The 12,814-nt window shown below is 65.8% G+C and carries 11 protein-coding genes and 2 pseudogenes; 10 read left to right on the top strand and 3 right to left on the bottom strand.

Annotation, left to right across the window (positions count from 1 at the left end):
- Positions 1-277 precede the first annotated feature (277 nt).
- Positions 278-615, top strand: a pseudogene (locus OG802_RS04505) (helix-turn-helix domain-containing protein); the annotation flags it as partial.
- Between the two features lie 207 nt (positions 616-822).
- Here OG802_RS04505 and OG802_RS04500 read toward each other — a convergent pair.
- Positions 823-1,152, bottom strand: a complete 330-nt coding sequence (locus tag OG802_RS04500; protein ID WP_329407410.1) for a hypothetical protein — start codon at positions 1,150-1,152, stop codon at positions 823-825.
- 319 nt (positions 1,153-1,471) lie between these two features.
- Between OG802_RS04500 and OG802_RS04495 the strand changes: the two genes are divergently transcribed.
- Entirely contained in the window at positions 1,472-1,597 is a 126-nt protein-coding gene (locus tag OG802_RS04495; protein WP_329407408.1) for a hypothetical protein, read from the top strand.
- A 188-nt stretch (positions 1,598-1,785) separates the two neighbouring features.
- Here the strand turns inward: OG802_RS04495 and OG802_RS04490 are convergent, their stop codons facing one another.
- Complete coding sequence (locus OG802_RS04490) at positions 1,786-2,448, bottom strand: hypothetical protein (protein WP_329407406.1); 663 nt, start codon at positions 2,446-2,448, stop codon at positions 1,786-1,788.
- Between the two features lie 936 nt (positions 2,449-3,384).
- On the opposite strand from OG802_RS04490, the gene OG802_RS04485 reads away from it, so the two are divergent.
- On the top strand, positions 3,385-3,552 hold the full coding sequence (locus OG802_RS04485; RefSeq protein WP_176740195.1) for a hypothetical protein: 168 nt from the start codon (positions 3,385-3,387) through the stop codon (positions 3,550-3,552).
- Positions 3,549-3,890 carry a hypothetical protein gene (locus tag OG802_RS04480; protein ID WP_052845190.1) on the top strand — a complete coding sequence of 114 codons (342 nt, stop codon included), beginning with the start codon at positions 3,549-3,551 and terminating at the stop codon, positions 3,888-3,890. The genes OG802_RS04485 and OG802_RS04480 overlap by 4 nt, the downstream gene beginning before the upstream one ends.
- A gap of 535 nt (positions 3,891-4,425) precedes the next feature.
- Here the strand turns inward: OG802_RS04480 and OG802_RS04470 are convergent.
- Positions 4,426-5,577: a hypothetical protein gene (locus OG802_RS04470; RefSeq protein ID WP_329407403.1), complete on the bottom strand. Its 1,152-nt coding sequence runs from the start codon at positions 5,575-5,577 to the stop codon at positions 4,426-4,428.
- Between the two features lie 278 nt (positions 5,578-5,855).
- Between OG802_RS04470 and OG802_RS35920 the strand changes: the two are divergent.
- The 6 genes and pseudogenes from OG802_RS35920 to OG802_RS04440 all read left to right on the top strand — a co-directional run.
- A pseudogene (locus OG802_RS35920) lies at positions 5,856-5,976 on the top strand (IS5/IS1182 family transposase); the annotation flags it as partial.
- An 87-nt stretch (positions 5,977-6,063) separates the two neighbouring features.
- The gene (locus OG802_RS04460; protein WP_030944093.1) at positions 6,064-6,381 is read left to right on the top strand and encodes a hypothetical protein; all 318 of its coding nucleotides are present in this window, start codon (positions 6,064-6,066) and stop codon (positions 6,379-6,381) included.
- Positions 6,378-7,829 carry a hypothetical protein gene (locus tag OG802_RS04455; RefSeq protein ID WP_329407401.1) on the top strand — a complete coding sequence of 484 codons (1,452 nt, stop codon included), beginning with the start codon at positions 6,378-6,380 and terminating at the stop codon, positions 7,827-7,829. Before OG802_RS04460 ends, OG802_RS04455 begins: the two co-directional genes overlap by 4 nt.
- Before the next feature lie 330 nt (positions 7,830-8,159).
- Entirely contained in the window at positions 8,160-10,322 is a 2,163-nt protein-coding gene (locus OG802_RS04450) for an ATP-dependent nuclease (RefSeq protein WP_329407399.1), read from the top strand.
- A complete protein-coding gene (locus OG802_RS04445) occupies positions 10,319-12,133 on the top strand; it encodes a UvrD-helicase domain-containing protein (RefSeq protein ID WP_329407397.1) in 1,815 nt (604 codons plus the stop codon). Before OG802_RS04450 ends, OG802_RS04445 begins: the two co-directional genes overlap by 4 nt.
- Before the next feature lie 208 nt (positions 12,134-12,341).
- Complete coding sequence (locus OG802_RS04440; protein WP_329417642.1) at positions 12,342-12,752, top strand: hypothetical protein; 411 nt, start codon at positions 12,342-12,344, stop codon at positions 12,750-12,752.
- The last annotated feature ends 62 nt before the right edge of the window (positions 12,753-12,814 follow it).

The following is a 12,814-nucleotide window of genomic DNA, read 5'->3' as shown; positions in this document are numbered from 1 at the left end:
CGGTGGCTCAGGCGACGGATTCGGTACTGGTGCCCGAGCTGGGGTTCGGGATCTCCGAATACGTCGAGGTGGGATTGCGGTACGCCGATCTTGCCATTCGGGCATTGGCCTCATCGTGGCCCGATGGAGACGTGCCGACGGAAGGTCCCGCAAGGTTGACCGACCAGGAACTGGCGGCGCCAGAGGTCCTTCTGAGCATGCCGGTGGAGGCGATGGTCGCCCCCTCCGAAACACTGCGGGCCGCGCTCAACTGGGCTACCGCAACTCGATCCCTGCACTGGCCGAACAGCGCGAGCGATTCCGCCACGAGCGACGGGGCGGCGAACGCCGCCGGCACGCGGCGCGGGCGCCAAGGACAAGCTCTCCGAAGCCGATCGGATCCTGGCCACCGTGCTCTACCTGCGCAAAATCGGTACCCACGGCCTGCTCGCCCAGCTCTTCGGCGTCACCGGAAGCACCCTCACCCGCGCTATCCAGGAAGTGCAGCCCCTCCTCGCCGAGTCTGGCCCCGCGGTCCCGCCGTCAACAGCCAGATTCCGCACACCCGCAGACGTCGCTGCCCGCCTCGACAGGTACGGCAATCAGCAGCCAAGGAAGATCAAACCAGCATGTTAATTCTCTGCGCGCCCTTAGATAGCGGTTGGTGCCGGAAGACGCAATCCCGTGCGGAGTGTGTACTCCCCACACCCGCTCGGCCCTCAACGCCCAGGCCGGCCACATGCGGCCACGTTCAGGCCGTACCCGAGAGGGATGAACATCAGGCGGGCGGTGAGCTCCACCATCGTGAGCCCCGGAAGGATCAGGCCACCGGGGCGTAGTCGTTCACGCGTCGGTCCTCTGCTCCGGCGCCGGCACACCGGTGGTGTCCTCCTCCGGCATGGTCGTCGGCGCGGTCTCGGCACTGGCGCGGCGGACGCGCCTCTTCTCGTGGACCACGGCTCCGATGACGCCGAAGCCGGTGGCGGCGGCGCCGATGATGACGCCCTCCGTTCGGCCCTTCCATCGGCCGAGAGCGACGCCCTCCGCAAAGCCCTCCAGCCGGCCGCGGGCGACGCCCTGTGCTACGCCCTGCAACCGGTAGAAGGCGCGTAGAGCGGCGGGGCCACCACGGCGTCCGGCTTCCTTCGTGAGTTCCGTGTAAACGCTGGTCATGCTCTGCCTCGCTATGTGTCGCTCGTTCTAGGGACAGGCCGATGGTCGCAGAAACGTCCCCGGCGGGTGGGGCAGTTCGGGAACATCTGGGCTGACGTTGCGTCGGCGTACGCGCTGGCCCACCCCCTCCCGTATGACCTGGCCGCCTTCCGTCCACCCGGTGCGGTGGCCCGCGGCCATGACCCTTCGCCCCACTGCCCACCGGCCGGACAGTTCCACGTCATCCACCGGCGCACAGGGCAGAACGTGAGGTCAGCTGGCAGGTTGCCATGGACGTAGCAAGAAAAACGGGACAGCCAATCCCATCGGGAACGTCTGTGTGATCACGGGTAACCTGTCCTCGCACAACAGCGTGTTCACCCGCACCTGGCTAGAGGACTACCCCCGAATCCGGCACGTCTTCATCCCCGTCGGCGCCTGCTGGCTCAACCTTCACGAGAGCTGATGGCGCATCTTCCGTAAAGCCGCCCTCGCCGGGCAATCCTTCGCCGGGCCACCCGAGATCGAGCACGCCACCCGCCTGGCAACATCGCAGCTCAACACCCGAGCCTGGCCCTGGGTATGGGAACGACCCACACCACCAACCCGCGTCCTACGACGACGATATGTGTACACCGTTTGAGGAATCCAGCACTAGGTGGTGAGGTCCCAAACCGTCGCTGTGAGCCTCATGGTGTGCCCACCCGGTGCGGCCGACACGACACGCACGAACGCAATACGCCCCTCGGTGGTCTGAACACAGAACTGCGCATCCTGAGGCGGGTCCTGCAGCATGGGGTCGCCGTTGCTCCGCAACGCCTTCGCGCACTGCGCCTCGGTTGGATCAGCATCACTTCCCGAAATCGGCGCAATGAGCGCCGCGAGCCGGGGGCCACCATGAAAGTTGGTAGAACCAGCCGTTCCGCTTCCGTCAGTGACGGCCGACAAGTCAGCGCCCTTGAGGTCATTCGCAACAAGCGGCTTGCGCGTGTCGAAGTCGATATCAACCCCGTAGGCGCTGGTCCGGAACTGAATGTCGTGTGGACCGAACATGGCGCGGGAAGCCGTGTTCTCCGGGCTGGCCGGATCTGCTGATGCGGCTGGCTTGGCTTGATCATGTGTGGCAGACGGTGCCCCCGCGACGTTGGGTGGCTTCGAGTCGTCAGCAGAGCTGTGTCGGTTGTTGACGAACACCGTGGCTGCGATGCCAACGACGGGCACGACGATGCCTACAACCCACCAGGCCCAGCGCGGCTGACCCGGCGCAGACGTGCCCGGATCCGCTGCCGACGGATTGCTGCCGCTGCTGTTCGTCACAACTTCCCCACCACTTCACTGGCATCCCGGCCGTTCCCACTATGACGGACTCCGTAGCCCGGTGATCAGTTCCCAGCTGTGCCACGGAGTCGAAGGTCGCACTCGGGCGGCGGAGGCGGGGGCGACTGGATCTTTGAGATTCGACTACTGGTCCACGGCTGGGCCGGGATGATGTCACCTAAGGGTCGTGTGGTGGCGCAAGGTGTTGAACTTGTTGCTGAGCGTGCTTGTCGTGCTGGGTGGTCTGGAGAGCAACAGTGCCTTCAGACCACCCACTTGAAGGTCTAGAAGAAGCCAAGCTTCTGAGGGCTGTAAGAACAAAGAATGTTCTTCGTCTGCTGGTGGTACAGCATTCATGGCGTTGTGACCAGGGGGAATGAAGATCGTACTCACTCTGACGGGGGTCTTGGCCCGTGTATGGTCCGGATCTTGGTCTTGATGGGTTGGGCGGGCGTAACTCGCGGAGAAGTGCTGCACTTCAGGCGCTCATGGGAGAGCGAAGGCCAGCTCGCGGTTGTGGCGAGCCCGGATTGGCGGCGTGGCGGTCGCCTGGGGGCGAGGGGATCGCAATCGCCGTCCTTGGGCGCGGGCAGTGATCCGTGCGGGTTCCGCGCGAGTGTGGGTGAGTCGAACGGCAGTGTGGCGTCGTGCCTGGGTAAGGGCGACGTACAGGGAACGATGCTCTTCGCCTTCGAGGACGAGGCTGCTGTACATCGGGTGTGGGGAGCAGATGGCTGCGCCTGCCTGGCATGCAGGCCGAGATGGGAGCATTCCCGCGGGTGCGGGGATGCTCCCGCGCAGAAGGCCCGCCGGACTGCCAGGCTCGGCTGCTCCTCGCGCCCGCGGGGATGGCCCCCGAAACGGCGTTCAGGATGAGTCTGGGGCTGTGCGTTCTCTACAGCGTGGTCATGGTCCTGAGGCGGAGGGGTTGAGGTAATGGCGAGATATACGGTGGCTCTGCACGGTCACGCGGCGCTGCGCGTCGAGGCGGAAGCGGAGTCCGTGCAGGAGGCCAACCGCCTGGCGGTCGCGAAGGCGCCGAAGGTGAAGTATGTGCAGAGCCGGACGCCGGTGACGACGAGCAGGCTGGAGGGGCCGAAGTGAGCGAGATCAGGCGCGACGAGTGGGTTGGGATGACCAAGTCGGCCAGGAGATACGAGCCGTTCTGGGAGAGCGTCCGGGAGGCGGAGGCGCAGGGGCGTCCGGTGATGCACGTCGTTAAGGTCGGCAAGTTCATCATGCAGGCGTCCACGGACATCGAGCTGGCCAAGCTGTTCGCGGAACACCAGGTCTTCGACCAGGATGAGGTCGGCGAGTTCGACTGGGTGCCGGACGAGTTCGAGGTGCTGCATCTTCGGTTCAAGAACACGCGGACCGGGGAGTGGGAGTCCACCATCCAGTCCATCTCGACGGTGCCGGCGCTGCCGGAGGCGCCGAAGTGAGTGAGCCGCAGGTCGATTGCGTGCGCTGGAGAGCGGCCTGCTGCGGCGGGCTCTTTTAGAGGTATGTGATTCCGTGCTGCTTGGGGGTGACCGTGGCACGGCGGAAGCCGTGGGAGTCAGTGACGAGCTGTGGGCGGTGATCGAGCCGTTGCTGCCGAAGCATGAACGACGCCCCGGCGCAAGCCCCGCACCTTGTGCGGCCGAGACGAGCAAGGGCGATCTCGACCTCGCTGGTGAGCGGTGACGTCGGTCGGGGATCCTCTGGGAAATCCGCACCACTCTCGGCGCCCTCGGTGCAACCGGGGAGGCTCTATCGTCGCCCCGGACAGGCCACACCACCATCGTCGACATTCGCATCGACCTGGTGGAGTCACCACGTTGGGCTGTCCGGCGAAACTCGTGTCGCCGGACCGACGGGGACAAGCCGATCTACACAGCGCGTGGATCGGGACAGCGCCTGACAGGCCCTCGGCGGCGTCCACACCGCGGCGGTGAATCTGCAGCGGCCGTAGGGTGCCCGGCGGCCGTCCATGCCTCAGCCCTCGAGGAGATCACCCTGGGGGAGGATTCCCGGCATGTAGCCCCTGGCAGGGGACAGATCCCGCCAGTCGAGGTCCCCCTCCTCCACAGACGCCACTCGCCAGTCGTCCTCCTCGTTCATGCTACGGAATGCCTCGTGCAGGAAGTCGGGGAGCACCTCGCTGTCCCGACGGCCCGGGCGGCGCCGGTCCTCAGGAACCGTCCAGTCTGCCGCGAAAAGAGTGCCGTCGATGTAGAGCGTGCGCTTCTCGCGAGGCCGGTGGCGGGCGAGCAGGCCCAGGATGTCGTCGCGAAGGCCCGAGATTTCGTTGCGTCGAGCCGCCCGCTCCACACGCTGCAGCACCGGCGCCAAGACCCCGAGCGTCACGCCGAGCGCCGCGAAGCCAGCCACGACGTAGTCGCCCAGAATGAGTGGTTCCTGATGGGCGAAGGCGTCCAGGAACGGCGTGTAGTAGGCCAGCACATGTAGGTCCGGGTCGACGGGAAGGTCTACGGCGCGAGGGTCGGCTGTGTCCGGGTCGATCGCCGTCAGACGCATGGGGCTATGAGGGGAGGAGAAGTGCACCGCGCTCGCGTATGCGATCTTCGGCACTACGCCCTTGATGGTCTTGACTGTCCTCTTCTGTTCCTCCATGGCTTCGCGCAGCTTCTTCGTCAGCGGGCCTGAACGGCCCTTGGCTTCCGCGACGACATAACCGCCGACGGTCCGCTCTCCGAAGAAGTCCGCCCGGCTCGGGCCGGGGGCGAAGGTGAGGTTGTAGGCGGAGGCGTAGCGGGCGACGTGCATGAAGAACCGGACGGATAGCTGCCTCTCGGCGAAGATCTGGCACATGGCCTGCCCCAGGGTGTAGGACAGCATGCCCTTCTCGGAGGGGTCGAGTTCGCGGGCGAGGTCGGTACGTGTGATGCGACGGATCGGATCATCGCTCCAGCTGAGATAGGCGGGCAGTACCGCCACCCTGTGGCACCACTCGTACGCCGATGACCTCCCGTGCTTGGTTTGGTCGTACGGGGCTCTGCCCGTGATGAACAACGCGCGCGCCAAGTCTTGCGGCAGGACTGGCAGATCCTGCTCGACGGGGACTCCGGTACTGGCCGGGAAGAGCGTGGCATCGGTGCGCACGTGCGCGGGGCCATTGAAGAACATCGTCGCCGCTTTCCGGGTTCAGGGCCGTCATACACAGACCGTGAGGATCGTCGTACCGGCATCTCTCTATCACCCCGGTCCGCAGTCCGCCCCGGCATCAGCGGAGACGGAAGTGATCCCCCGGGAACTCTGGCTCGCCGCATGGCTCCGGCCACGCCAGGCGCCTGTGTCCGCGTGCCGCCCTGATGGCGACGGGCGCGTCGGACCGCGCCGGCCATCAGTCACCGAAGCGACCCACGACAGCCGCATGTTGCTGGAAAGTGAGCGTCGGCGTGGGCCACCACATCATCCGGATCTGTGAGCGACAAGGCGTCCCTGTCCTCGCCGACCGCGCCTATACCGGCGCCGGCCCCCCACGTCGCCGCCGGCCTCAAACGACCACCCGGGGGCGAACTCACCCGACGTTGCGCTACCGCGGTCCTCCAGCGAAGACAGCGGTGTCCGAGTCCCGATCCGGGAACCGGAGGCCAGTTGTAGGCTCCCGCCATGCCGATCTTTGAATACCGGGGCGAAGCCGCCAACTTGAAGGTGCTGGCACGGGAAATAGAGGCGGATCAGCACCTCGCCGGAAAGTGCTCCCTCGCCCTCACGCCCCTGCAGCAGAACAGGCGCGACTCCTTACGCCACGCCCACTGGGCGGAGATCTCCATCTCCGTCGCCGCCGGACTGGCCACGAACACCCTGTATGACGCCTTGAAGGCACTGGTCGAGCGGGCGCGTGACCGGGGGCCCGTGGAGGAGGCGCCTCCTCGACCGGAAGACGACGACCAGGGTGCGGACGGCTCGGAAGGGGTGAACCGGTGACCGTCCACTCTCCACGTCTACGGAACTCGAGCGGCGCCGAGTTGAATCTGCGCAGCCAGATCCTCTTCCAGGATCAGACCCGCACGCGCACCAGCGATCTTGTGACGGCGGTCGGCTCCTGGCACAAGACCTACGTCCACGAGAGCAGCCACTGGGCGCGATATCACGGATCCACTGTCGGCATTCTTCTGAGCCTGCTGCGGCGCACGAGGGACCAGTTGGCCGCGTATACGATCTCTCACCTGCCCCGGCAAGACGTTGAGCATCTCCACGAGGACCGGAGCAGCGGACTCCCCTTTTTCTCCTTCGAGCGCTACCCCAAGCACGCCCAAGGGGAACTGAAATACAGCGAATTGGATTGGCTCAACCTCTACTTCGCCTACTATCTCCTCTTGGACCCGGAGGGTCTGACGGAGTTCGACACCGCCACCTGGGACATGCGGGCGGCAATGGAGCACTCCCTCGAAGACATGTGGCGCCAGGGTGCGGGCACGGAGATGGTCGAGTGTCCCGATGACGTACGCGTCGGCATCGACGGGCCTCTGAAGCTCGTGCACACCTCCGAGGGCCCGCTCACCACTCGCGTCCTCTTCGAGTGCGCGGCGGTGCTCGACGAACTCTTCCAGTTCGAGGGCGCCTTCATACGGAAATCTGACCCGGCGCTGCGCGAGTTCTTGCTCGAGGTGCTGAACGGCGAGTATGGGATGCCGTGTCGCCTGGCACGTGCTCTCGCAGGGCGCACCCTCGGCGGAAGTACCGTCCTGGCCCTCATCGACTTCGCACTGAACCCTGTGGTGCCGGGCTTGAACTCCGACGACCCGTCCGTCGACTGGAAAGAGCTCTACCCTCCCTACCGGTTCGTGACGGCAGCCAAGGCGATGACGAGCTGGGAGACGGACCTGGAGTTCCAGTATCCGAGCCACGAGGCGACGGTCCACTTCCAGCACATGCTGGCCAAGCGCAGTGGGCTCCGGATGGGAAGCGTGGCTTCCCGTCTGTCCGACCTCTCGACCCTCCGGGAAGCCGCCACGACCCCCATGCACCTGTCCGCGCGTACGCCTGCCGTGTCCCTCATGTGCGCTTCACGTCTGCTTGCCCTGCGGGAAAGAGACGTCTGTTCAATCTCGCACTACGGCGTCAATTTCCTGGGCGAGAGAGCGACCCGGCTCATCAAGCCCGACCGGGACATGCAGTGGCTGTTCCCGGTGTTCCAGGTGAGTCAGGGTGAGTACCGGTGGCCGGCGGAGCACGTGGGCCTCGATGAGGCGACGGACCTACTGATAGGTGCCGCCGTGGCGTCGGCGTACGACGACATCCTGCACGGCGTCGGCCCTCTCGCTCACGACCACCTTCCCCGCAGCCTCTTCGACGACGTCGGACAGGTCGAAGCGCTGAACCAGGTCCTCAAGGACTCGACGGGACTGGACATGGGCTGGCATCGGACCTGATGCGGACCCATTCACCGCTCCTGGCGCAACGCCTTCGCTGAGCACCGGTCAGGCTGTGCGCCTCGTACATGGCCATCCCTCACCCGGTCCGTCGGCCTATGAGGTGGTGGCCGCACGGGTGCCGTATGTCGAACATTCGGGAGTGAATTCAGATCGATAGGCGACCGAAACTGAATCAAATGCGACCGCTGTGCATTTAGAGAATTATGGTGACAAGATGCGGCTCCAGATCCTGAGGGGGTGACGGCATCTCATGGGGCTTGTGGCTTCCCCTGCTGTGTGTTCCCGCCGGGCGTCCCAGGGTGTGTACGAGCGCAGCAAGGAGCCGCGATGACCCAGCCCAGTGATCCGCGTGCCATCCCAGGCCCGCGAGACGGCTCCGCCGAACCACACGGGACCGTAGTCCCGGTGCCGCCCCGGCTCACCAAGGCGGTCATCCGCAACTTCCGGCTGCTCCGCAGAACCGAGCTTTCCTTCACGGACAAGGTGACACTGTGCGTCGGCCGCAACAACACGGGAAAGACCTCGCTGGCAAAACTGTTCGAATTCTTCGTGGCGAGGAAGAAGGCCGCGCTGCGCATCGAGGACTTCTCCGCCGACTGCTACGAGGAGTTCCTCGCCGCCCATCGCCTCTTCGCCTCGGGTGAGGCGGAGCAGGCGCGCGACACGGTTCCGGCAATCACCCTCACCCTCCACATCTCCTACGACAAGGACTGCGGCCAGTACGGACCCCTGGCCCCCTTCGTGGTGGACCTTGACCCCGACTGCTCCGAGGTGGTGATCAGGTTCGCCTTCGCGTTGGGGGACGGTGCCCTGAAGGAGTTCTTCGGCGGCGTGCCGGCGGGGCCGGATGCCACGGCCACGCTTGAGCAGCTGGGCAGAGGTATCCCGAAGCACTTCGAGATGTCGGTGATGGCGGTCGACCCGACCGATGAGGCGAACGTCCGACCGGTCGACCTCGCGGATGTGCGCACCCTGGTGAGGGTGGACTTCGTCGAGGCGCAGCGAGGGCTGGACGACGAGAGCGACGGGCATGCCGCACCAATCGGAGCGGTCTTCGAGCAACTGCTGACCGCGGCGGAGAAGAGTCAGAACGCGACGTGGCTGGAGGAGCTCGCCGCGAACATCGACAGGACACTCGTGGACACCTCCGGCAGTCTCGACTGCAGCCTCCAGAAGGTCCGCGAACGGGTGGCGCCGACGTTGAAGGCATTCGGCTATCCAGGTCTGGCCAACCAGGAGTTCGTCACGGCCGCCCGGCTGGACTCCAAGAGGCTGCTCAGGAACTTCGCGCGCATTCACTATCCGGGAGTGGCCGGTGTGCGGTTCCCGGAGTCGTACAACGGCCTCGGTACGCGGAACTTGGTGATGATTCTGCTCAGGCTCTTCACCTGCTACCGCGATCACACGGCGACCTCTCCGGAGTCGGGGATCCATCTCGTCTTCCTGGAGGAACCGGAGGCCCATCTGCATCCGCAGATGCAGGAGGCGTTCATCCAGCGACTCACGTACTCCGTCAATCTGTTCCCTCGGATCGACGCGCAGATGAGAGCGACGATGCCCGGGCAAAAGGGAGCGGTCGAGGAGAGCAGCACCGCAATCGACAGCAGCCCCCGGTGGAACGCTCAGTTCGTGGTGACCACCCACTCGGCACACGTGGCCAACCGGGGACACTTCTCCGACATCCGGTACTTCCGGAAGGAGGAGGACACCGTGGAGAGCGGAAGCGAGCCGGGGCCGGCTCGCACCGTCATCAAGGACCTGTCCCAGGTGACCGGCGACGAGAGGTTCCTCCGCAAGTACCTGACCCTCACCCGGGCCGACCTCTACTTCGCGGACAAGGCCATCCTCGTCGAGGGCGCCAGCGAGCGTATCTTCGTCCCGGCTGCGGAGGAGAAGCTGGCGGCGAGGAGGCCCGAAGAGACGCCCCAGCACCAGTACGTGACCTTGATGGAGGTCGGCGGGGCGCATGCCCACAGGTTCTATCCGCTGCTGAAGGTCCTCGGGATCCCAGCCCTGATCATCACGGATCTTGATCCCGTCGACGACAGTGAGCCCAAGATTCGCAAATGTCTGGTGTCCGAATCCGGACGCACGTCCAACCAGTCCATCAGGGCGTGGTCCCCCGAGATGTCCGACATCACGGTGGCCGAGCTGCTGCAGCGGGCCGAGACGGACCCGCCGATCGCCGGCGGCAGCATGTGCCTCGCCTACCAGGTGCCGGAGGAGCCCGGCGGTCCGTGCGGCCGCACTTTCGAGGACGCCTTCGCGCTGGCCAACCGGGCCCTGTTCGGTATTTCCACGGGTGCCGCTCCCGCCGAGGAACTGGAACAACAGGCCCGTAGCAGCGTAGAGACCAGGCACAGCAAGGTCGACTTCGCCCTCGACCATGTCCTCGGAGACCACGACTGGCAGGTCCCGAAGTACATCAGGCGCGGCCTCGAGTGGCTCATGGCACAGGACGGGACGGCGACGAAGGCGGACGTCCAGTGACGACGGAGGCGGAAGATGTCACGCACGCGATCCTGACGGCTCTCCAAGCGGGCCGTCACTTCAAGGTGGAGGCCGGTGCCGGTGCGGGCAAGACCAGCTCACTGATCGAGGCGCTCCAGAGCATCCTGGCTGACCGCCCCCGCTACCTCCCGCGGCCCCACCAGCGCATCGCCTGCGTCACCTACACCAATGTCGCCCGCGACGAGATCATCAGCCGTACCGACCGCAGCCCGTACGTGTTCGCCGAAACCATCCATGGTTTCCTGTGGCAGCTGCTCTCCCCTTTCGGCAAGCACCTGTTGCGCCACATCGTCGAGCTGGACCTCATGCTGTCGAAGATGGAGGGCCACACCTCACTGGACGGCTACACCGTCGAGTACAGCACCGGCTTCCAGAAGGTGGACCACGACAGCCGTCGGGTGCAGTTGGGTCACAACGATCTGCCCGTCCTCGCGAGGGCGTTTTTCGCCCTTCCCAAGTTCCGGGCTCTGGCTGCCGACCGGTTCCCGATCGTCTTCGTGGACGAGTACCAGGACACCCCCGCCGGTCTGGCGGAGGCCATGCTGGGCACGCCGGGCGATGAGGCCACTGCGCGCGGCCCCCTCTGCGGCTTCTTCGGGGACCATTGGCAGCAGATCTACGACAACGCGTGCGGGGCACTTGAGGACGCCCGCCCGACATCGGTCTTCAGACGGCGCAATCGGCGCTCGCAGCGCGCCGTCGTGAACCTCCTGAACACGATGCGTCCCGAATTGACGCAGACCATGGCGTCAGGAGTTGGCGAGGGCACCGTCGCCGTCTATCACACCAACGAATGGGCCGGGACGAGGCTCACCCACCACCGGAAGGGTCAGCTCGGCTGGGACGCGGCCCACGCGGCTCGGAAATGGGTACTGGACGACGTCCGCGACCGGTTATGGAGCACCGGGGCATCCGGTCACGATGCCCAGGGGCGGGCGGAGGAGCCCAGCACGAAGATCCTCATGCTCACGCACGAGACGATCGCCGGCGAACTGGGATATCAGAAGCTCCACGGGGCCTTTCGGCGTAACGATTCCTACGTGAGGAAGGAGGACCACGCCATGGCCTTCTTCATGGACACGCTGGAACCGGCCCTGCTCCACCACCGGAACAAGCGCTACGGCGCGATGTTCGACGCACTCGACCCCCGTGGCCGCCCACCCATCAACTCGTCGGCCGACAAGCAGGAATGGATGGCGTTCCTGACGAAACTGGGGGAGGCCCGCAAGACGGGCACGGTCGGCGACGTCCTCGACCTCTGTCTTGAGCAGCAGCTCTTCGACGGCCTGGGGAAGGTGCGCGAGCGTCACCGGAAGGCCGTGTCACTATCCGGCACCGACCCGCAGGCTGTGAGTGACGATAAGGCCGAAGCCCGGGCGGCGGCGCGGTCGAAGGAGTACCAACAACTGCGCCAGGTGCCGTACGCGGAGTTGCTGGCGTTGAGCGAGCACCTCGGCGGCGGCACGCCCTTCGCCACACAACACGGAGTCAAGGGACTGGAGTTCAACCGGGTTCTCGCCGTGGTCAGCAAGGGACACTCCCGCTTCCAGATCCCCGAGATGCTGGCTAACTTCTCCCGGCGCGACGAACTGATGGACAAGGAACTGGAGGCGTTTATCAGGGCACGCAACCTCTTCTACGTGGCATGCTCACGGGCCAGAGAGCATCTGGCCATCCTCTTCACCACGAAACTTGAGCCCGCTGCACTGGACACCCTTCGGGAGTGGGTCGGCGAGTCGCGGATCACGTTGCTGCGGTTCGACGGGGATACGGTGGTGGGTGGCGAATGAGGGACGATGCAGGCCGGACGGATCCCCGGGCCAACCCCAACAAGGGATGCCCTGGGTTGCTGGTCGCCCGGATGCGATCGCCTCATGACGACCTCGGGCAGCTCCCAGCCGCCAAAGATCAGGGAGGAAGTGGGCGAAGGTCGGAGCGCCCCGCAGTCGCTCAGCCGTGAGCCCGTGTATCTCGACCGGCCCCGGGCCGCATCCAGGGTTGAGCAGGGTCGAGAACTCTCCGGACCGTTCGCCTTCCGGGCTGATCGTCACCACCGCGACGGACAGCACTCGGGTCCCGGCCACCGGCGTCACGGTCCGCGACGACATGCGTCAGGAGGTCTTCCGCCCGCTCCCCATCCACCTCGGCGCGCTGGACGAGACCCTGAAGTGGGGCGGCGAAGCCGTCGAGGCGACCGATGCCCGCATCGACGTCGAGCTGACGGTTCAGGACGGCACGCTGCACCTCTGGCTCGGCCTCGACAGGGTGGACGTCCGGGCGGCTTGCGACGATTTCGCCCGCCTGCTGCACACCCTTCCGTACACCGACTGCCAGGTCGGTGACGACCATGTACTGCTGCGCCTGCACGGCGATCTCGAGACCGATCCCCTTTTCCCTTGGCCGCCGTAGGCATGGATGCCTACGCCTCCGGGCCGAAGGATCGGCGACGGCTCATTGAGCAAGTCACCGAT

This window comes from Streptomyces sp. NBC_00704 (assembly GCF_036226605.1).
GTDB lineage: Bacteria > Actinomycetota > Actinomycetes > Streptomycetales > Streptomycetaceae > Streptomyces.
Note: the sequence above shows the minus strand (reverse complement) of the source record. Positions and strands in the feature narration are given on the sequence as shown.